Origin of the sequence: Streptomyces sp. NPDC048566 (assembly GCF_043199735.1) — a bacterium.
Taxonomy (GTDB): domain Bacteria; phylum Actinomycetota; class Actinomycetes; order Streptomycetales; family Streptomycetaceae; genus Streptomyces.
The window spans coordinates 15,008-34,558 of the sequence record NZ_JBICWL010000009.1 but is presented as its reverse complement, the minus strand read 5'-3'; the positions used below and the strand labels follow the sequence as shown (position 1 = coordinate 34,558).

Annotated in this window: 20 protein-coding genes and 4 tRNA genes; 7 read left to right on the top strand and 17 right to left on the bottom strand. The window is 72.7% G+C overall.

Annotated features, from left to right (window positions below; all coding sequences use genetic code 11):
- Nucleotides 1–279 (bottom strand): preprotein translocase subunit SecE, encoded by a 279-nt coding sequence (gene secE / locus ACGFS9_RS16565; protein WP_081218863.1) that lies wholly within the window; start codon nt 277–279, stop codon nt 1–3.
- A gap of 108 nt (nt 280–387) precedes the next feature.
- A tRNA-Trp gene (locus tag ACGFS9_RS16560) sits at nt 388–460 on the bottom strand.
- A 248-nt stretch (nt 461–708) separates the two neighbouring features.
- Here ACGFS9_RS16560 and ACGFS9_RS16555 point away from each other — a divergent pair.
- Together ACGFS9_RS16555 and ACGFS9_RS16550 are read left to right on the top strand one after the other, a co-directional pair.
- Nucleotides 709–1,935 (top strand): pyridoxal phosphate-dependent aminotransferase, encoded by a 1,227-nt coding sequence (locus ACGFS9_RS16555; RefSeq protein WP_393253837.1) that lies wholly within the window; start codon nt 709–711, stop codon nt 1,933–1,935.
- Nucleotides 1,936–2,103: 168 nt separating this feature from the next.
- Nucleotides 2,104–3,123 carry an adenosine deaminase gene (locus ACGFS9_RS16550; protein ID WP_393253835.1) on the top strand — a complete coding sequence of 340 codons (1,020 nt, stop codon included), beginning with the start codon at nt 2,104–2,106 and terminating at the stop codon, nt 3,121–3,123.
- A gap of 41 nt (nt 3,124–3,164) precedes the next feature.
- Here ACGFS9_RS16550 and ACGFS9_RS16545 read toward each other — a convergent pair whose 3' ends face one another.
- From ACGFS9_RS16545 to ACGFS9_RS16505, 9 genes are all read right to left on the bottom strand, one after another.
- Complete coding sequence (locus tag ACGFS9_RS16545) at nt 3,165–3,893, bottom strand: DsbA family protein (RefSeq protein ID WP_393253833.1); 729 nt, start codon at nt 3,891–3,893, stop codon at nt 3,165–3,167.
- Nucleotides 3,894–3,958: 65 nt separating this feature from the next.
- Nucleotides 3,959–5,014: a UDP-N-acetylmuramate dehydrogenase gene (locus ACGFS9_RS16540; RefSeq protein WP_393253832.1), complete on the bottom strand. Its 1,056-nt coding sequence runs from the start codon at nt 5,012–5,014 to the stop codon at nt 3,959–3,961.
- A 152-nt stretch (nt 5,015–5,166) separates the two neighbouring features.
- Nucleotides 5,167–6,753, bottom strand: a complete 1,587-nt coding sequence (locus tag ACGFS9_RS16535) for a DHA2 family efflux MFS transporter permease subunit (protein WP_393253831.1) — start codon at nt 6,751–6,753, stop codon at nt 5,167–5,169.
- 91 nt (nt 6,754–6,844) lie between these two features.
- Nucleotides 6,845–7,414, bottom strand: coding sequence for a TetR/AcrR family transcriptional regulator (locus ACGFS9_RS16530; protein ID WP_393253830.1), 570 nt, complete (start codon nt 7,412–7,414; stop codon nt 6,845–6,847).
- Nucleotides 7,415–7,881: 467 nt separating this feature from the next.
- Complete coding sequence (locus tag ACGFS9_RS16525; protein WP_393253828.1) at nt 7,882–8,310, bottom strand: MaoC family dehydratase; 429 nt, start codon at nt 8,308–8,310, stop codon at nt 7,882–7,884.
- 1 nt (nt 8,311) lies between these two features.
- Nucleotides 8,312–8,764 carry a MaoC family dehydratase N-terminal domain-containing protein gene (locus ACGFS9_RS16520; protein WP_393253826.1) on the bottom strand — a complete coding sequence of 151 codons (453 nt, stop codon included), beginning with the start codon at nt 8,762–8,764 and terminating at the stop codon, nt 8,312–8,314.
- Nucleotides 8,765–8,933: 169 nt separating this feature from the next.
- On the bottom strand, nt 8,934–9,098 hold the full coding sequence (gene rpmG / locus ACGFS9_RS16515; RefSeq protein WP_003948671.1) for a 50S ribosomal protein L33: 165 nt from the start codon (nt 9,096–9,098) through the stop codon (nt 8,934–8,936).
- Nucleotides 9,099–9,185: 87 nt separating this feature from the next.
- Nucleotides 9,186–9,258, bottom strand: a tRNA-Met gene (locus tag ACGFS9_RS16510).
- Between the two features lie 46 nt (nt 9,259–9,304).
- A tRNA-Thr gene (locus ACGFS9_RS16505) sits at nt 9,305–9,377 on the bottom strand.
- A gap of 830 nt (nt 9,378–10,207) precedes the next feature.
- Here ACGFS9_RS16505 and ACGFS9_RS16500 point away from each other — a divergent pair.
- Nucleotides 10,208–11,455: an amidohydrolase family protein gene (locus ACGFS9_RS16500; RefSeq protein ID WP_393253824.1), complete on the top strand. Its 1,248-nt coding sequence runs from the start codon at nt 10,208–10,210 to the stop codon at nt 11,453–11,455.
- A gap of 254 nt (nt 11,456–11,709) precedes the next feature.
- Here ACGFS9_RS16500 and ACGFS9_RS16495 read toward each other — a convergent pair whose 3' ends face one another.
- On the bottom strand, nt 11,710–12,726 hold the full coding sequence (locus ACGFS9_RS16495) for a hypothetical protein (protein WP_393253823.1): 1,017 nt from the start codon (nt 12,724–12,726) through the stop codon (nt 11,710–11,712).
- A 375-nt stretch (nt 12,727–13,101) separates the two neighbouring features.
- On the opposite strand from ACGFS9_RS16495, the gene ACGFS9_RS16490 reads away from it, so the two are divergent.
- A complete protein-coding gene (locus ACGFS9_RS16490) occupies nt 13,102–13,758 on the top strand; it encodes an SDR family oxidoreductase (RefSeq protein ID WP_393253821.1) in 657 nt (218 codons plus the stop codon).
- A 367-nt stretch (nt 13,759–14,125) separates the two neighbouring features.
- Nucleotides 14,126–14,338 carry a hypothetical protein gene (locus tag ACGFS9_RS16485; RefSeq protein ID WP_393253819.1) on the top strand — a complete coding sequence of 71 codons (213 nt, stop codon included), beginning with the start codon at nt 14,126–14,128 and terminating at the stop codon, nt 14,336–14,338.
- Between the two features lie 151 nt (nt 14,339–14,489).
- Here the strand turns inward: ACGFS9_RS16485 and ACGFS9_RS16480 are convergent.
- A tRNA-Tyr gene (locus tag ACGFS9_RS16480) sits at nt 14,490–14,571 on the bottom strand.
- A gap of 200 nt (nt 14,572–14,771) precedes the next feature.
- Here ACGFS9_RS16480 and ACGFS9_RS16475 point away from each other — a divergent pair.
- Nucleotides 14,772–15,260, top strand: a complete 489-nt coding sequence (locus ACGFS9_RS16475) for a YajQ family cyclic di-GMP-binding protein (RefSeq protein WP_366697161.1) — start codon at nt 14,772–14,774, stop codon at nt 15,258–15,260.
- Between the two features lie 428 nt (nt 15,261–15,688).
- On the opposite strand, the gene ACGFS9_RS16470 is transcribed toward ACGFS9_RS16475, so the two are convergent.
- Entirely contained in the window at nt 15,689–15,955 is a 267-nt protein-coding gene (locus ACGFS9_RS16470; protein ID WP_366697160.1) for a GlsB/YeaQ/YmgE family stress response membrane protein, read from the bottom strand.
- Nucleotides 15,956–16,154: 199 nt separating this feature from the next.
- Here ACGFS9_RS16470 and ACGFS9_RS16465 point away from each other — a divergent pair, with 199 nt between their 5' ends.
- Complete coding sequence (locus ACGFS9_RS16465; RefSeq protein ID WP_393253818.1) at nt 16,155–17,399, top strand: APC family permease; 1,245 nt, start codon at nt 16,155–16,157, stop codon at nt 17,397–17,399.
- Nucleotides 17,400–17,454: 55 nt separating this feature from the next.
- Here the strand turns inward: ACGFS9_RS16465 and ACGFS9_RS16460 are convergent, their stop codons facing one another.
- The 3 genes from ACGFS9_RS16460 to htpX form a co-directional block, all read right to left on the bottom strand.
- Nucleotides 17,455–18,021, bottom strand: coding sequence for an SMI1/KNR4 family protein (locus tag ACGFS9_RS16460; RefSeq protein WP_393253817.1), 567 nt, complete (start codon nt 18,019–18,021; stop codon nt 17,455–17,457).
- An 87-nt stretch (nt 18,022–18,108) separates the two neighbouring features.
- The gene (locus ACGFS9_RS16455) at nt 18,109–18,501 is read right to left on the bottom strand and encodes a YccF domain-containing protein (protein WP_393253816.1); all 393 of its coding nucleotides are present in this window, start codon (nt 18,499–18,501) and stop codon (nt 18,109–18,111) included.
- Complete coding sequence (htpX, locus tag ACGFS9_RS16450) at nt 18,498–19,361, bottom strand: zinc metalloprotease HtpX (protein ID WP_393253815.1); 864 nt, start codon at nt 19,359–19,361, stop codon at nt 18,498–18,500. The genes ACGFS9_RS16455 and htpX overlap by 4 nt, the downstream gene beginning before the upstream one ends.
- Nucleotides 19,362–19,551 lie beyond the last annotated feature (190 nt).

The window sequence follows — 19,551 nt, the reverse complement described above, 5'->3', positions numbered from 1 at the left end:
TCAGCCGAAGACGTACTTGGCGGCGTGGTTGAGCCCATAGTCAATCACGGTCACCAGGCCGATCATGATGACGACGAAGACAATCACCACGGTGGTGTACGTCGTGAGCTGGTTGCGAGTCGGCCAGACGACCTTGCGGAGCTCCGCGACGATCTGGCGGTAGAAGGTGGCAAGGCGCTTCAGCGGGCCCTTCTTGGCACGCTTACCGCCCTTGCGCGGCTTCTTGGACTCGGGCGCCTCGGCATCAGGCATGTCGATGGAGCCCACGGCGTCCGTCACTCGTCCTCACCTGATTCCGGGTCGTGGCCGTGCCGCGCCCGGTGGAGCCGCACGGCGGTGCATTGCAGTACGTACATGCGCACACATCCTGGCGAAAGGTGTGTGTAGCAGGGCCGGAGGGACTTGAACCCCCAACCGCTGGTTTTGGAGACCAGTGCTCTACCAATTGAGCTACGACCCTTTGATTTCCCCCAACGTACCGCATCCGCCCGGGTGCTCGGTGTGCACCGGATGACTGCGGCCGGTGAAGGCCAACGAGGTGAGAGTGTACGTGCTCCCGAGCCGGGCGTCGAACAGAAAGTGTCCGTCCAGGTCTCCTCCGCTGAAGATCGACTGGTGAGGCGCGTGGATGCGGACGGATGTTCTGGCGCGGTTCACTCTGTGAAACCCGCGTGCCGGGGGCGTTTCCGGTCTGAAACGATGGGTGCCATGAGCGCTGCAACCCCTCCCACCGAGCGCCGGGTCTCCGCCCGAGTCGGCGCGATCTCCGAGTCCGCCACTCTCGCCGTGGACGCCAAGGCCAAGGCCCTCAAGGCCGCCGGACGTCCGGTGATCGGCTTCGGCGCCGGTGAGCCCGACTTCCCGACCCCCGACTACATCGTGCAGGCGGCCGTCGATGCCTGCTCGAACCCCAAGTACCACCGCTACACGCCGGCCGGCGGGCTCCCCGAGCTGAAGGCCGCCATCGCCGCCAAGACCCTGCGCGACTCCGGCTACGAGGTCGAGGCCGCGCAGGTCCTCGTCACCAACGGCGGCAAGCAGGCCATCTACGAGGCGTTCGCCGCGATCCTCGACCCGGGCGACGAGGTCATCGTCCCCGCGCCGTACTGGACGACCTACCCGGAGTCGATCCGCCTTGCCGGCGGTGTCCCGGTGGACGTCGTCGCCGACGAGACCACCGGCTACCGGGTCTCGGTCGAGCAGCTGGAGGCCGCGCGCACCGAGAACACCAAGGTGCTGCTCTTCGTCTCGCCGTCCAACCCGACGGGCGCGGTCTACTCCCGCGAGCAGATCGAGGAGATCGGCCGCTGGGCCGCCGAGAAGGGCCTGTGGGTCCTGACCGACGAGATCTACGAGCACCTGGTCTACGGCGACGCGGAGTTCCACTCCCTGCCCGTGGTGGTGCCCGAGCTGCGCGACAAGTGCATCGTCGTCAACGGCGTCGCCAAGACCTACGCGATGACCGGCTGGCGGGTGGGCTGGGTCATCGGCCCCAAGGACGTCGTCAAGGCCGCGACCAACCTCCAGTCGCACGCCACCTCCAACGTCTCCAACGTGGCCCAGGTCGCCGCGCTCGCCGCCGTCTCCGGCGACCTCGCGGCCGTCGCGACGATGCGCGAGGCCTTCGACCGCCGCCGCAAGACCATCGTGCGGATGCTCAACGAGATCGACGGCGTGCTCTGCCCCGAGCCCGAGGGCGCCTTCTACGCGTACCCCTCGGTGAAGGAGCTGCTCGGCAAGGAGATCCGCGGCAAGCGCCCCGCGGACACCGTCGAGCTGGCCGCCCTGATCCTGGAGGAGGCCGAGGTGGCGGTCGTCCCCGGCGAGGCGTTCGGGACGCCCGGCTACCTGCGGCTCTCCTACGCCCTGGGCGACGAGGACCTCGTCGAGGGCGTCAGCCGCGTCCAGAAGCTGCTCGCCGAGGCGCGGGACTGACCTCCCGCCTCCCCGGACGCCCCCCGCGGCGCCCGTGACGACGAGCTCCACGCGCGTGAGCGGGGGCCGGCCGCCTCGATGCGGCCGGCCCCCGCTCTTTCGTTCGGGCAAGCCCCCGATCAGAGAAAGCGCTACCGGCACGCCGCCCGGGTGCGGCAAGATCCTGGGATGGAGCGTGTACGTGATGTCAGTGAACTGCCGAAGGCCCATCTGCACCTGCACTTCACCGGGTCGATGCGGTCCACGACCCTGCTGGAACTGGCCGACAAGTACGGCGTCCGCCTGCCGGACGCGCTGACCAGCGGGGAGCCCCCGAAACTGCGGGCCACCGACGAGCGCGGCTGGTTCCGCTTCCAGCGCCTCTACGACGCCGCCCGGTCCTGCCTCAGGGAACCCGAGGACATCCGGCGGCTGGTCCGCGAGGCCGCCGAGGAGGACATCAGGGACGGCTCCGGGTGGCTGGAGATCCAGGTCGACCCGACGTCCTACGCCCCCCGGCTCGGCGGTCTGATCCCCGCCCTGGAGGTCATCCTGGACGCGGTGGACTGCGCCGTCCGGGAGACCGGGCTCGGCATGCGCGTCCTGGTGGCCGCCAACCGGATGAAGCACCCGCTGGACGCCCGGACGCTGGCCCGCCTCGCCGTGCGGTACGCCGACCGCGGCATCGTGGGATTCGGACTCTCCAACGACGAACGCCGCGGCATGGCCAGGGACTTCGACCGGGCCTTCGCGATCGCGCGGGACGGCGGTCTGCTGTCCGCGCCGCACGGCGGCGAACTGACCGGCCCCGCCTCCGTCCGGGACTGCCTGGACGACCTGCACGCCTCGCGCATCGGCCACGGCGTGCGGGCCGCCGAGGACCCGCGGCTGCTGAAGCGGCTCGCGGACCGCGGGATCACCTGTGAGGTGTGCCCCGCCTCGAACGTCGCCCTGGGCGTCTACGAGAAGGCCGCCGACGTCCCCTTGAGGACTCTGTTCGAAGCCGGGGTCCCGATGGCCCTCGGAGCCGACGACCCGCTGCTCTTCGGATCACGGCTCGCCGCCCAGTACGAGATCGCCCGGCGCGACCACGCCTTCACCGACGCGGAGCTGGCGGAGCTCGCCCGGCAGTCGATCCGCGGCTCGGCCGCGCCGGAGGACGTGCGCGCGAAGCTGCTCGCGGGCGTCGACGACTGGCTGGCCGCCTGAGCGCACCCCCCGAGCCGGTGCGCGGGCCCGGGCCCGCGGCCCTACCGGGCGGCGACCGCGCGGACCACCATCGGGAGCGCGGACTCGTCGAACAGCGCGCTCCGCAGCGGCTCGACGAGGAGCTTTCCGTCCACGGCGAACGCGGGCGTGCCGTCCGCGCCGTCCGCCTCGTAGGCCCGCTCCGAGTCGGCCACGAAGCGGCCGTACCGCATCGTCCGCACGGACGCGTCGAACTCCTCGCCGCGCAGACCGGGGACCTTGGAGGCCATCCGCAGCAGGAAGGCGTCGGTGTACCCGTCGACGCTCTCCTCGGGCTGGTGGGCGAAGAGGACGTCGTGGTACTCGACGAACCGGTCCTGCTCCAGGGCGGCCCGCAGGGCGTTGGCGGCGCGCCGCGAGCCCTTGCCGCCCAGCCGGTCGTCCAGGAACGACGCGAGGGTGTACTCGGTGCGCACCTCTCCCGACAGGGTCATGTCGCGCAGGGCGCCGCCGCCGCCCCGCTCCTCGAAGTCCTCGCAGACCGGGCAGCGCATGTCCTCGTAGACGTGCACCACGGTGTCCGCGTCGGCCGCGCCGACCATCACGGTCGTACCGTCCTCGGCCAGCCGCTCGGGCAGCTCCGCGGAGTTCGCGAAGGCCTTGGCCGGCTCGCTCCCGTGCTCCCCCGCGTCCGCCGGGGCGTGCCGGCTGCCGCACCCCGTCGCCAGAACGCCCACCAGCACCGTCACGACCGCCGGCACCACCGTGCGCCGGATTCCACCACGCTTCATCGTTGTGTCCCCTCCCCTGGGCCGAGAGGACTCTATGAGACGGCTGTGGGCGCGGCGCGGGTGGGTCAGAGGGTGACGCCGACCGTGACCGGCTCGTTGACCAGCGTGATCCCGAAGGCGTCACGCACCCCGGCGACGACCTCGCGGGCCAGCGCCAGAAGATCCTCGGTGGTGGCCTCGCCCCGGTTGGTGAGGGCCAGCGTGTGCTTGGTGGAGATGCGGGCCGGGCCGGTGCCGTAGCCCTTGGTGAAGCCCGACTTGTCGATCAGCCAGGCCGCCGACGTCTTGGTGTGGCCCGCGCCGGCGGGGTACGCGGGCGGTGCGGCGTCGGCGCCGAGCCGCTCCTTCACGCGCGCGTGGAACGCGGCGAACGCCTCGTCGGTGAGGATCGGGTTGGTGAAGAAGGACCCCGCCGACCAGGTGTCGTGGTCGTCCGGGTCGAGCACCATGCCCTTGCCGGCGCGCAGTTTCAGCACGGTCTCGCGGGCGTCGGCGAGGGGGACCCGGTCGCCGGGCTCCACGCCGAGCGTGCGGGCGGTCTCCGCGTACTTGACCGGCGCCGACAGGCCCTGGGCGTCCTCCAGCTCGAAGCGGACGCGCAGCACCACATGGCGGTCGGGCTCGGCCTTGAAGCGGCTGTGGCGGTAGGAGAAGGCGCACTCGGCGTTGGTCAGCGTGACCGTCTCGCCCGTGTGCCGGTCGTAGGCGATCACCTCGCTGATCGTCGACGACACCTCCTGCCCGTAGGCGCCCACGTTCTGGATCGGCGTGGCGCCCGCGGAGCCGGGGATGCCGGCGAGGCACTCGATCCCGGCGAGCCCGGCCTCGACGGTGCGGGCGACCGCGTCGGTCCACACCTCGCCCGCGGCCAGCTCCAGCGTCGTGCCGTCGAGCTCGAACCCCTGGGTGGCGATGCGCAGCGCCGTGCCGGCGAAGCCTCCGTCACCGATGACCAGGTTCGATCCTCCGCCGATCAGCAGCAGCGGCGTACCGGCGGCGTCGGCGGCGCGCACGGCGGCGACGACCTCGGCGTCCGTGGTGGCGGTGACCAGCCGGGCGGCCGGGCCGCCGAGCCGGAAGGTGGTCAGCGGGGCGAGCGGGGCATCGTGGAGTTCCAGCACGGGCCAAGACTACGAGAAGGGGCGCGGGCCCCCGGCCACCGGTCCGCGCCGTGTGCCGGGCGCACCCCGCCCGACCGGCGCGGGACCGCCCCGCCGGTCGGGCGGGGCGGTCCCGGACACGGGCCGGGGTTCCCGGCGGTCGCGGTGGCCGGTCAGCGGGAGGCCGCCTCCAGGGGGCCGGTCTCCCGGCGGCCGGTTTCCGTCTCCCCGACCGGGCCGGTCGCGGCGTCGGTCCCGCCGGCCACGGCCGGCGCGACGCGCTCGGCGCGCGGTGCCCGCGGAATGGCCAGCGTGGCGAGCCCGGCGAGAGCGACCGTCGCGGCGCCGACCACCAGGGCGGGCCGCAGTCCGTCGATGAAGCTCTGCGCCGTCGCGTAGCCGCCCTGCGCCGAGAAGATCGAGGACATGACCGCGATGCCGAGCGCTCCGCCCACCTCGCGCAGCGCGTTGTTCGCGCCGGAGGCGATGCCCTGCTCCTGCGGCCGCACGCTGGACATGACCAGGTTGGACGCGGGAGCGAAGTAGAGGGACATCCCGACACCGCTGATGATCAGTGCGGGCAGCTGCGTGCCGTACGAGGCGTCGGCGGCGACCACGACGGCGTAGTAGGCGAGTCCGGCGGCCTGGAGGAACAGCCCCGTCGCCACGACGGGGCGTCCGCCGATCCGGTCGGAGAGGTAGCCGGCGATCGGCGCGACGAGCATCGGCATGCCGGTCCAGGGCAGCATCCGCAGGCCCGCCTCGGTCGGCGAGTAGCCGAGCACGCCCTGCATGTACTGGCTGAGCAGGAAGATCGAGCCGAACATGCCGAGGAACATCAGCAGGCTGGCCGCGTTGATCCCGGCGAAGGCGCGGGACCGGAAGAGCCGCATGGGCAGCATCGCGTTCCTGGCCCGGCTCCCGTGCAGCACGAACCCGGCGAGCAGCGCGCCGCCCGCGAACAGCGAGGTCAGCACGACAGGGGTGGTCCAACCCTCGGCGGGTCCGCGGACCAGACCGTAGACGATGCCGAAGAGGCCGCCGCTGGCCAGCAGGGTGCCGGGGACGTCCAGCGGGTTGCCGTTGCCGAACGACTCGGCCAGGCGCAGCCGGGCGAGCGGCAGGACGGCGAGTCCCAGCGGGACGTTCAGCCAGAAGATCCAGTGCCAGGAGACGTGCTCGGTGAGGCTTCCGCCGATGAGGGGTCCGGAGGCGACGGCGAGGCCGTTGACGGCACCCCAGATGCCGTACGCCATGCCGCGCCGGGCGACCGGGACGGCGGCGGTCAGCAGGGTCAGCGTCAACGGCATCATGATCGCCGCTCCGACGCCCTGGACGGCGCGGGCCGCGATGAGCGAGCCGATGCCCGGCGCCATGGCCGCGGCGGCGGAGGCGCCGGTGAAGACGCTCAGGCCCACGAGGAAGAGCCGGCGGCGGCCGAAGCGGTCGCCGAGGGCCGCGCCGAACATCAGCAGGACGGCGAAGGTGAGCGTGTAGGCGCTCACGGTCCATTCGAGGTCGTCCAGCGCTCCCCCGAGGTCCTCGCGGATGGAGGGCAGGGCGGTGGTGACGACGAGGTTGTCCAGGGCCGCCATGAATCCGGCGACGCTGGTGATGACGAGGGCCCAGCCGGCGCCCCCGCGCCGGCCGGCCGGCGCGTCGGCCGGCCGCGTTCCGGGTGCCTGGTCCGCGCCGGGCGCCGACGGTCCGGCCGGTTCGCCGGGGCCGTTGTGGTGTGTCCGTGCCGTCCGCTGTGACATCGCTCCCCCAGAGGGTGCCGTGATCAATGGTTAGTTATTGCTGACTAACTTTTGAGGGCAGAGAAAAGCACGGAACTCCCCTTCCGCCGCCCTACTTCTCCAGCCGGCCCGTGGTCCGCGCCGAGGGGTACAGCCCTTCCCAGACCCGGTGCTCGGGCGGGAAGCCCATCGACACCAGGCAGTTGATGAGCATCCCGTACGCCATGAAGTTCGCCGTGCCGTCGACCTGCCCGCCGAGCGGCACGTGGACCGTGTCCCAGAGCCGCATCCAGCCGGCCCGCACCGCTTCGCCGAACTCGGGGTCGCCGGCCTCCTCGGCCGCCGCCACGGCGACGTACATCTGCATCTGCATGAGCAGCAGTTCCGGATGCTCCGCGATGAGCTTCACGTAGGCGTTCGCCATGGAGTGCAGGACCTCCTCGCCCTCCAGCCCCTCGGACGCCTCCTCGAAGGTCCTGCGCGTGAGGTCCATGCAGTGCGCGGAGGCCGCGAGGAAGATCGCCTTCTTGCCGGGGAAGAGCCGGAAGAGATACGGCTGCGAGACGCCCACCCGCTTGGCGATCGCCTCGGTGGACGTCCCGAAGTAGCCGCCGCGGGCGAACTCGCTCATCGCCGCGCGGACGACGCTCTCGCGCCTCTCCTCTGCGCTCATCCTGACCATGGAAGTAAGTTAGTGCTCAATCACTAACTACGTCAAGGGGCGCACGGGGCTGTGTTGGTCGTCCCGCCTCGCCCCACCCGACCCCTCGCCCTGGCGGGGCGCCCGGGGTGAGGGGCGTCGCGCCTCACCCTGCCCCGCTCTACCCGCCCCACCTCGCCCCGGCGGGGCCCCAGGGGCGACGGGCGTCGCGCAGCGTGGGGAGAGCGGCGGAGGGACGGCGGCGCGTGCGGGGCGCGGAAGGGCGAGGAAAGGCGGGGAGAGGCGAGGAAAGGGACGCGAGCAGGGACGGGCGACGGGGTGCGGCGGCAGAGCGGAGGTGAGGCGAAGCGTAAGGGGCGACCGCCAACTGCGGTCGCCCCTTACACACCGCCTTCCGGCCGCGCTCGCCTTCCCTGGCACCCGGGCCGGCCGGGGCGACGGACGGGTCCGTGACGCCGGTTCGACGGGCACCCGGGGCCGGACGCGGCTCAGGCGAGTCGGACGACCGCCCGCGACATGCCGAGCACCTTCTGCCCCGCGCTCGTCGCCGTGAGGTCGACGCGCACGGTGTTGTCGTCGAGCTTGGCGCCGACCTTGGCGCCGACCTCGATGGTCGCGCCCTTGTCGTCGTTCGGGACGACGACCGGCTTGGTGAAGCGGACCCCGTACTCCAGGACCGCGCCCGGGTCGCCGACCCAGTCGGTGACGACGCGGACCGCCTCGGCCATGGTGAACATGCCGTGCGCGATGACGTCGGGCAGACCCACCTCGACCGCGAACTTCTCGTTCCAGTGGATCGGGTTGAAGTCCCCGGAGGCGCCCGCGTACCGGACGAGCGTGGCACGCGTCACGGAGAACGTGCGGGCCGGCAGCTCGGTGCCGACCTCGACGTCCGCGTAAGAGACCTTCGCCGCCATGTCAGCCCTCCTCCACCGCACGCGCCACGAGCTTCGTGACCGCCGTCACGACGTGCTCGCCCGCCTCGTCGTGAACCTCGCCACGAATGTCCAGAATGTCGTTGCCCGCGAGGGACTTGATCGACTCGATCGTCGAGGTGACCGTGAGCCGGTCGCCGGCGCGCACGGGACGGGTGTAGGCGAACTTCTGGTCGCCGTGCACCACCCTGCTGTAGTCGAGGCCCAGTTGCGGGTCCTGGACGACCTGGCCGGCGGCCTTGAACGTGATGGCGAACACGAAGGTCGGCGGCGCGATCACGTCGGGGTGCCCGAGCGCCCGCGCGGCCTCGGGGTCCGTGTACGCGGGGTTGTCGTCCCCCACGGCCTCCGCGAACTCGCGGATCTTCTCCCGGCCGACCTCGTAGGGGTCGGTGGGCGGGTAGGACCGCCCCACGAAGGACTGGTCGAGCGCCATCGGCTCGGCACCTCCTGGTTGTCTTCGCTCTCTGACACCGGTGTCCACCGCGGACGCCGGGAAGCCCGGCCGCCGCGGACCCGGACGCCCGGGTCCGTGCCGGACACGGCTGCAACAACGACGCGAGGCCGCCCCCCGCGAAGGGGACGGCCTCGTGTACGAGCCTGAGTTATCGCGTTTCGCGGTGCGCGGTGTGCGCGTTGCAACGCGGGCAGTGCTTCTTCATCTCCAGTCGGTCCGGGTTGTTACGCCGGTTCTTCTTGGTGATGTAGTTCCGCTCCTTGCACTCCACGCAGGCCAGCGTGATCTTCGGGCGGACGTCGGTGGCAGCCACAGGAGTGCTCCTTGACGAACGGATGGGACATTAATGCACAGAAGAGTAGCCGATCGAAGGACCGACCCCACAATCGGCTACTGTCAGTAGCGGTGACCGGACTTGAACCGGTGACACAGCGATTATGAGCCGCTTGCTCTACCGACTGAGCTACACCGCTTTGATGCGATCGGGCCCCGCCTCACGGCGGGAACCTCACACACCAGAGCCCCAAAACGGAATCGAACCGTTGACCTTCTCCTTACCATGGAGACGCTCTGCCGACTGAGCTATTGGGGCGAGCGATGAAGACATTACACGGTCGCCCGCCGATCGCCCAAATCCGTTTCGCGGCACCCGCCCCGGCCTGTTCCCCCCTCCCGTCCCGTTCCGTCCCGCGCCGCCGATCCGGCTCGTCCGCCCCGCCCGCCCGGTGGTTCACGCCACTTCCCGGACACCCCGCACAGCACCTCCGTCACAGGCGGTGAACAGCACCCGCCCGCCCCGCAGGGGCTCCCCCACCGGGCCCGGCGGCCGGGTACGCGGCCCACTGTCACGCCCCGCCACCGCCGTCACGCCCCGCCCCGGCCTCCCGGCCGGTCCCGTCTCCCGCGCCGGTACAGCGCCGGAGAGAGCGGCTCCGTCCGGGTCCGGCACGGCCGCCCCCGGCGCCGCGGCCTGAGCAGTCCGCGGGGACCGGAGCGGTCCACAGGCTCCCGACGCTCGCCGCGGTGCGGTGCGGTGCCGTGCGGTGCGGTGCCCTGCCCTGCCGTGCGGTGCCGTGCGGTGCCCTGCCGTAGCGCCCGCGTCCGGCCGGTACGCGGGCGAACTCCGCCCAGCACGGCACCGCACGGGACTCCGCGGGCCGCGGGCGACCAGGGACGAACGGTCGCCTCGCGCCGCGTCACCACGCGGCCGTGCTCTGCTCACCCGCTGTCCGGCAGACCTGCCCGGTCACCGCTCACCTGCCCGGTCACCACGCTGCCCCGACGGACCACACCGGTACGACTATTGCGCTCCTCCCGGCCGTTGCCGGGTCGCCGCCCTAGGCTCGACTCACGCTGCGTGATCTTGTGTCCCGGCTTTCCGCAGCCGTCCCTCCAGCAGCCGCCCCCGAGCCCAGGAGTGCGATGCCCGACCGACAGCAGCAGCCGCCCCCCTCCTCGTCGGGACAGACCGACACGGCCGCGCTCCTGCTGTGCGGGGCGCACCTCACCGACGGCCGGTCCGTGGACGTACGGCTCGGCGGCGGGCGCATCGAGGCGGTGGGGACCGCCGGAAGCCTCGCGGGTGCCTCCAGGGGCCGCGCGGCGAGGGTGGATCTGGAGGGCTACCTCCTGCTGCCCGCGCCCGCGGAGGCCCACGCGCACAGCGACACCGCGCTGACCGCCGACGGGGGCGGGCCGCTCGCCTACGACGACCGGGAGATCCAGCGCCGGGCGACCGAGGCGGCTCTGCTGCAACTCGGCCACGGGGCGACGGCGTTGCGCTCCCACGTGCGCGTCGGAGACGCCCAGGGACTCGACGCGCTGGCCGCCGTGCTCCAGGTACGGCGGTCGCTGCGCGGGCTGGCCGAACTGGCGACGGTGGCGATGCCGCGGGTGCTGACCGGCGCGGCCGGGGCCGACGGCCTGGCCATGCTGCGGGACGCCCTGAAGATGGGCGCCTCCGTGGTGGGAGGCTGCCCGGACGCCGACCCCGACCCCGCGGGCTTCGTGGAGGCGGCCCTGGAACTGGCCTCCGAACACGGCTGCCCGGTCGACCTGCACACGGACGCCGCCGACCCCGCCCGCCTCGCCCGGCTCGCGGCGATGGCGGCCGGGCTGCGGCCGGGCGTGACGCTCGGGCCCTGCGGTGGGCTCGGCGGGCTGCCGGCCGAGGTGGCCGCCCGCGCCGCCGACCAACTCGCCGCGGCCGACGTGACGGTGGTGTGCCTGCCGCAGGGCGGCTGCGGCTCGGCGGACCGCCGCGACACCGCTCCGGTGCGGCTGCTGCGGTCGGCCGGAGTACGCGTCGCGGCGGGCAGCGGCGCCCTGCGGGACGTGTCCAACCCGGTGGGCCGCGGCGACCCCCTGGAGGCCGCCTACCTGCTCGCCTCCCGCTACGGCCTGCGCCCCGAGGACGCCTACGCGGCGGTGAGCCGTGCGGCGCGAGCCGCCCTCGGTCTGCCCGAGGTGCGCGTGGAGGCGGGATTCCCGGCCGAGTTGCTGGCCGTGCGCGGGGACCGGCTCGACGGGGTGCTGTCCCTCGCGTACAGCCGGATCGTGGTGCACCGGGGGCGTGTGGTGGCGCGGACCAGCGCGGTGCGCGAGTACTGCAACTCGGCCACCGCGTCCGGCCTGGACCTGCCGAGACAAGGGCGGGGCGAGCCCTCGTAGCGACGAGCCGTCGCCGAGAGGGCGCGGACCCGCCGCGGTCCTCGCCGGACCGGCCTCGGCGGAACCGGCCCTCGGCGACGGGCGGTTCCGGCAAGGAGCGGCCGCCGGGAGGCGAGGAGGGGCGGAGTCGGCGGGGTCTCCCACGAGCCGTCCTCGGAGAGCTGTCTTCGGAGCGGGCGCCGCGGTGGGAGGCGCCGTCCGGCAGGAGGGGCCTGTCAGGAGGGCTGCGCGGGGCGTGCCTCGCGTACGGCCCCTCAGAAGTCGCCGTCGTCCCCGATGCCGCCCGTGGGACCGCGGTCGGGGAGCAGGCTGCCGCCCAGCGCTCCCGGGCCGGCGCCGAGCATCGCGCCCGGCGGGAGTTCCGTCGCTCCCTTCGGCGCGCGGACGTCACGGGCCTCGGTGAACGCGACGACGAGCGGGAGTTCACCGGCCGCGGGCTTCCCGGTGAGGGGGGCGAGGTCGACGCGCAGCCGCCGGAGATCGCCGTCGCGCAGGGTGAAGTCGACGGAGATCTTCTTGTCCGGGGCGTCGCGGAGGTCCCTGGCGGTGGGCAGTTCCATCCCGCCCGGCAGGTCGTCCTGAAACGGCCGGAGCCGAGTGACGATGCCGGTGACCAGGTCACGGACGTTGCCCGTCGCCACGACGTGCTCGACGCCCTCGGAGCCGTCCCCGGTACGGAAGGTGACCCGGCGACCGACGACCGCGCCGACCGCGTCCAGGATCTTCCGCTGCGTCCGGGCGTCGGGTCCGCCGGCCCCCGGGGCGCCTCCCGCGGACTTCCGCGCCTTCCCCAGGGCCTTGGTGTTCATCTTCACCCAGTGGCCCTCGGCGACCTCCTTCATCGCCTCCCGGCCCGGCGGGATGTCGTCCGGCGAGGGCACGGGGAAACCCATCGCGCTGCCGAGGGCCGCGGGGTCCGTACGGTAGTACGTGAAGTCGCCGACGACGCGGTACTCGGCCAGCACGCCGTCGGCCACCGATATCTTGAGCCGCGAGCCGAGGAAGTCCTTCTCCTGCGAATCCGCGAGCGGCTTGCGCGAGCGGATCGACACGTCGACGTGCAGGGTGCTCAACGCCCGGGCCATCGACGGCGGAACGGCTTCAGCCGGATCGCCGCCGCCACTCAGGTCGCGGATCGTCCGGGCGTCCGCGTCCAGGTCCAACCGGAAGGCGAGGGACTTCTGTTCGCCGATCCGTTCGACGGCACGGTCCACCTTCTGACCTGCCGTGAGGTTCTCGACGGTGCCACAGGCGGACGCCGCGGCGAGCACGGCGACGGTGCACCCGGCCGCGGTGAGGGTCGTGCGTAGGGCGGTGATGACGGTCTCCTCCGCGACGCCGCGGCTGCCGCCCGGCGTCCCTTGTCTCGCATGTCACTCGTTCTCGGACCACGGCGGAGCCGACGCGGACGGAACCGGCCCGACGACGGCACCGGGCCGACGACGGCCGTCCGGCCTCGGCCGCGGCGGCTTCCGGAGCCGCGCGGGAGCCTTGGGCGCCGCCTGGCACCCCAGGGCGCCGCGGCCACCGGCGCTCCCCCGCCCACGCCCTGCGCACAGCGCATCCACCGTGATCACCCATGTGACGCACGAGTCGTCCACAGGGTTGTGCGGCGAACGGGTCCCTCCGGGCGTACGGTCGAAGGCATGCGCATTGTCATCGCTGGAGGTCATGGTCAGATCGCGCTGCGCCTGGAGCGGCTGCTCTCCGCGCGCGGAGAGCAGGTCGTGGGGCTCATCCGCCGCGCGGAGCAGGGCGACGACCTGCGCGCGGCCGGAGCCGAGCCGGCCGTGTGCGATCTGGAGTCGGCGTCGGTGGAGGAAGTGGCGGCCCTGCTGAGCGGGGCGGACGCGGCGGTCTTCGCCGCGGGCGCGGGCCCGGGCAGCGGCGCGGACCGCAAGGTGACCGTGGACAAGGGCGCGGCGATCCTGTTCGCCGACGCGGCACGGCAGGCGGGCGTACGACGTCACGTGGTCGTCTCGTCGATGGGCGCGGACCCGGACCACGCGGGCGACGAGATCTTCGACGCGTATCTGCGCGCCAAGGGCGAGGCCGACGCGTATATCCGCGGCCTCACGGGCTTGGACTGGACGATCCTGCGCCCCGGCAGCCTCATCGACGACGCCGGCACCGGACTCGTGCGGCTGGAGGCGTCCACCGGGCGCGGCATGATCCCCCGCGACGACGTGGCCGCGATCCTCGCGGAGCTGGTGGAATCAACGGCGACGTCGGGTCTGACCCTGGAGGCGATCGGCGGCTCGACCCCGATCTCGGTCGCGGTGAAGTCGGTGGCCGGCAACTGATCCGTCGCCCGTCCGCGGGCCGGGCGGGCCGGCCGTGGACGGGCCGGCCGCGCACGGTCGGGCCCTGGCCCGGCCACAGACGGTCACGCCGCGGCTCGGCCGCGGACGGTCCGTGCCTGCGCGGTCCGGCCGGGGTCGGGCGGCACCGTCGGCGCCTGCGGCGGCACCCCCGCAATCCCAAAGCGGCCGGCACCACACCGCCACGGAGTGCCGCAACGCGCGACAGCCCGACACGGCCACCGGGTCGGGCGCAGGGGACCGGCGCAGCAGGGCGGTACACGGTCGAGGCGGCGGCGCGGTGCGCGGTCGACACGGTCGGACGCCGAGGGGCCGACACGGTCGGACGGCGTCGGGGCACACTGATGCCATGTCATCGCGTCGCAGACACTGCCCCGAGTGCCGCCGGGAGATCGCCGTCGTCGCGGGCCGCTTCGCTCGGCACGATCCTCCGGGCGTCCGGGAGAGCGGGGAGATGATCTCGTGTCCCGGCTCGCGTCGCCCCGCCCAACTGGGCGCGGCCCAGCCGACCCTGGACGGCTACGCGGTCCCGGATTTCCCGGGCCAGCTCTCCCTCTTCTGACCCGCCGCGCCGACCGGCCCGACCCGGCCCCGGTGGCAGACGCGGATGGCGAAGCGATCCCCCGCCCGCGGCCTGCGCACTCCGGACCACCTCAACGAAGAAACCCCCTCCGCTCTACGTTTCCGCAGATCGGAGGGGGTTCACCTTCATGTGGCGGCGCCAGGATTCGAACCTGGGAAGGCTGAGCCGGCAGATTTACAGTCTGCTCCCTTTGGCCGCTCGGGCACACCGCCGGGGTTGCTGCCTGAACTCCGCCTTCCGGCGGCGCTCCGTGGCAACGACGTAAACGATACCTGATGCCCGGGGGTGCTCCGCCACCCGATTGATCGAGCCGGGGAGGGAGGGGGATGGCTAGGCTTATGCGGATGCGGCCGGGGCCTGTGCCGGGCTCGACGGCCGCCCCCACGCACCCCGATACAAGGAGCCACAGGACATGGCCGACTCCAGTTTCGACATCGTCTCGAAGGTCGAGCGGCAGGAGGTCGACAACGCCCTCAACCAGGCCGCCAAGGAGATCTCGCAGCGCTACGACTTCAAGAACGTCGGCGCCTCCATCTCCTGGTCCGGCGAGAAGATCCTCATGGAGGCGAACTCCGAGGAGCGCGTGAAGGCGATCCTCGACGTGTTCGAGACCAAGCTGATCAAGCGCGGTATCTCCCTGAAGTCGCTGGACGCCGGTGAGCCGCAGCTCTCCGGCAAGGAGTACAAGATCTTCGCGTCCATCGAGGAGGGCATCTCCCAGGACAACGCGAAGAAGGTGGCGAAGATCATTCGCGACGAGGGCCCCAAGGGCGTGAAGGCCCAGGTTCAGGGGGACGAGCTGCGGGTCAGCTCGAAGTCCCGTGACGACCTGCAGGCCGTCCAGGCGCTCCTCAAGGGCAAGGACTTCGACTTCGCGCTGCAGTTCGTGAACTACCGGTAGGACGGACGGGGCGGCGGCCCCGCCCCGCGCACTCCGGCGGGCCCCACCCGGTCGCCCGGCAGACCGGCGAGGACCTGCGGTCGGGCGGCCGGTCGACCGGCGAAGACCCCGGTCGGATGACCGGCCGGCAGACCGGCGAAGGCCGGCGGTCGGACGGCCGGACGGCTCGAGAGGGCCTGCGGTTGCACCGCCATCGGGCCCGTGAGGGCCAGCGGTCGGGCGGCAGGCGGACCGACGAAGGCCGCCCCCGGCCCGGTGACCGGCCGGGCTCGTGAGGGCCCTGCGGTCGCGCGGCAGGTGGACGCGCCCGGTGGACCGGGGCGCGTCGGCCGTCGGTGCCGAGGTGACAACGAGGAGGGGGGGGCCCCCGGGGGGCCCCCCCCTCCTCGCATGCCGGTCCGCGGCCCGCGCCGATCCGCGACGCGTGCTCAGTCGCGTGAGTCGCCGAACAGGACGCGATAGATGATCAGCAGCACGAGCGAACCGCCGATGGCGGCGGCCCAGGTGGCGCCGTCGTAGAAGTGCTTGCTGATGGGGTGGTCCAGCCAGCGGGCCGATATCCAGCCTCCGATGAACGCGCCCGCGACCCCGATGAGGGTCGTGCCGACGAAGCCTCCGGGGTCCCGCCCCGGAAGCAGAAGCTTGGCGATGGCGCCTGCCAGCAGCCCCAGAATGATCCAGCTGATGATGCCCATGCTCTGAACCTGCCCTTCCCTGCCGCGGCCACGCTGTCCCGGACCTGTGAATCCGGCCCGGCGTGACGCGCCGTCCTGTGCGTCCGCGCCGTCGGGACGCCTGCCGTCCCGACCGGCCCGGCGCCGTGTCGATGCCGTGTCGATGAACAAGACGTGGCCGTGGCTCCGGACGGTTGCACCGATCAGTAGGGTGCGGCGCATGCCTCAGTCGACAGCCGCGCTGCGCCGGACCCTCGGCACGCCGGACGCCGTGGTCGTCGGACTCGGTTCGATGATCGGCGCGGGCGTCTTCGCCGCGCTCGCCCCGGCGGCACGAGCGGCCGGCCCCGCGCTGCTGACCGCACTGGCGCTCGCCGCCGTCGTCGCCTACTGCAACGCCATGTCCTCGGCCCGGCTCGCCGCCCGCTATCCGGCCTCGGGCGGCACCTACGTCTACGGCCGTGAGCGGCTGGGCGCCTTCTGGGGCCATCTGGCGGGCTGGGCGTTCGTCGTCGGCAAGACGGCCTCCTGCGCCGCCATGGCGCTGACGGTGGGTGCCTACGTCTGGCCGGCGCAGGCGCACGCGGTGGGGGTCGCGGCCGTGGTGGCACTGACCGCGCTGAACTACGGCGGCCTGCAGAAGTCCGCCTGGCTGACCCGGGCGATCGTGGCGGTCGTCCTGGCGGTCCTCGCTTCCGTGGTGGTCGGCTGCCTGCTCTCGGACGCGTCCGACACCGAACGGCTGGGCGTCGGGGCCCCGTCCGGCGCGGCAGGGGTCCTCCAAGCGGCCGGCCTGCTGTTCTTCGCGTTCGCCGGATACGCCCGGATCGCGACGCTCGGCGAGGAGGTGCGCGCCCCGGAGCGCACCATTCCACGCGCGATCCCGCTGGCTCTCGGCATCACCCTCCTGGTGTACGCGGCGGTCTCGGTGGCCGTCCTTTCCGTGCTCGGGCCGGAGGGGCTCGCGCGTGCGTCCGCGCCGCTCGTCGACGCCGTCGAGGCGGCGGGCCTGCCCGGCCTCGTGCCGGTCGTGCGGACCGGGGCCGCGACGGCCGCCCTCGGTTCTCTCCTGGCCCTGATCCTGGGCGTCTCGCGGACGACCCTGGCCATGGCACGCGACCGTCACCTGCCCGGCGCCCTGGCCGCCGTGCACCCGCGCTTCCAGGTCCCGCACCGCGCGGAGCTGGCCGTGGGGGCGGTCGTCGCCACCCTCGCCGCGACGGTCGACGTCCGGGGTGCGATCGGCTTCTCCTCCTTCGGCGTCCTGGTCTACTACGCGATCGCCAACGCGTCGGCGTGGACGCTCGGTTCGGCTCCCCTTGCGCGAGCGGTGCCGGTGCTGGGTCTGCTCGGCTGCCTGACGCTGGCGTTCACCCTTCCCGCGGTGTCGGTGGGCGTGGGCGCCGGGGTCCTGGCGGTCGGGGCGGCCGCCTACGGCGTACGCCGGTGGAGGGCCGCACGCTGACCCGCCCGCGGAGCGCGCGAGGGGCGGGGCGGTGGTCCGGCGAGGCGCGGCCGGGTCAGGGCGTCCCGGGGTCCTCCGTACGGCGGGCGAAGTCCGGCCAGGGCGGCAGGTCCGCGTCGTCGTTGGACTCCTCGTACCAGCCCGCTCCGTCGAGCCAGGTCTTCAGCCAGGTCGCGAGGTCGGGTGCGTCCACGTACCAGGCGTGTTCGGCCGTGTCGGCGTTCGGCTCGTAGAGCAGAACCCTGCCGTCCGGGTCCCGGCAGTCCACGCACGCGTACATCCCGCAGCCCCAGTGGGATATCGGCAGGACGCCCTCGGGCCACGGCCACTCCGGGTCCCTGCGACCGCTCTCCCGACCGGCCAGATAGTGCGGGACGACCGCCGGCTCGCCCGAGGGCGCGCCCTCCAGGAGCGGCAGCAGGCCGTACTCCGGGCCGAACCCGCCGTCCCCTATGCGCAGATAGAGCGAGGCGAGCAGTGCGGGCAGCGGAAAGCCCAGAACGGCTTCGGCGCGGGCGATCTCGCTCGCGTCCACGGGGGCGGGGAGCGCGGGCCACCCCCAGGGGCGGGAGGCGCGCGCCCGCGTGGCGACCCGTTCCAGCAACTGCTCGGTCTCGGTCATGGGTTCATCATGCAGCGCGCCACCGACCATCGGGCGGCCTGTGGAAAACCCTCGGCCCGGACGCGGCGCCCCCGCCCGGCCGGGCCGTCAGCGCGTCGCGAAGGGCTCGTCCGTGCGCACGATTTCCCGACCCAGCGGGAACAGGGAGACCGGGATCAGCTTGAAGTTGGCGATGCCGAACGGGATGCCGATGATCGTGAGGCACATGGCGATGCCCGTCACGATGTGGGTCAGGGCGAGCCACCAGCCCGCGAGGACCAGCCACAGGACGTTGCCCACGCAGGACGGCGTCCCCGCGTCGTGGCGCTCCACCGTGGTGTAGCCGAAGGGCCACAGGGCGTAGACGCCGATCCGGAACGCGGCGATGCCGAACGGGATGCCGATAATGGTGATGCAGAGGATGAGCCCCGCGGCCAGGTATCCGAGGAACAGCCAGAAGCCGCTCAGAATGAGCCAAATGACGTTCAGAATTGTCTTCACTGGTGCCGACCTGCCATCTGCTCGAGCCGGGCGATGCGCTCCGCCATCGGCGGATGCGTGGAGAACATCTTGGACATTCCCTGTCCCGGACGGAATGGGTTCGCGATCATCATGTGGCTCGCCGTCTCGATGCGCGGCTCGGGGGGCAGCGGCAGCTGCTTGGTGCCCGCGTCGAGCTTGCGCAGCGCGCTCGCGAGGGCGAGCGGGTCACCGGTGAGCTGGGCACCGGACGCGTCCGCCTCGTACTCCCTGGAGCGGCTGATCGCGAGTTGGATGAGGGAGGCGGCGAGCGGGCCCAGGATCATGATCAGCAGCAGGCCGAGGATGCCGGGGCCGTCGTCGTCGTTGGATCGGCCGATCGGGATCAGCCAGGCGAAGTTGACCAGGAACATGATCACGGAGGCGAGCGCTCCGGCCACGGACGAGATCAGGATGTCGCGGTTGTAGACGTGGCTGAGCTCGTGGCCGATGACACCGCGCAGCTCTCGCTCGTCCAGGATGCGCAGGATGCCCTCGGTGCAGCACACGGCGGCGTTGCGCGGGTTGCGGCCCGTCGCGAACGCGTTCGGCGCCTCGGTCGGCGAGATGTACAGGCGCGGCATGGGCTGCCGGGCCTGCGTGGAGAGGTCGCGGACCATGCGGTACAGGGCGGGGGCCTCGAACTCGCTCACCGGGCGGGCGCGCATCGCGCGCAGCGCCAGCTTGTCGCTGTTCCAGTAGGCGTAGGCGTTCGTCCCGAGTGCGATGACCAGGGCGACGATCAGGCCGGTGCGCCCGAAGAAGCTGCCGATGACGATGATGAGTGCGGACAGTCCGCCGAGGAGTACGGCGGTCCTGAGCCCGTTGTGCCGGCGGTGCACGGTACGCCCTCCAAGCGGTGCGGCAGGGGAACCCTGTGCCTGCTGATGCTCTGCTTCCACTCTTCAGTGGAACCTCCCGCACTGGTCAACGCCAGACGGGAGCCTCGGGTTCCCTGGTGCCCGCGAGCCCGCGGGTGAGCCGTCCGGGTGATCGGTACGCCATCGGTACGCCGCCTCACGCGCGCGTGGA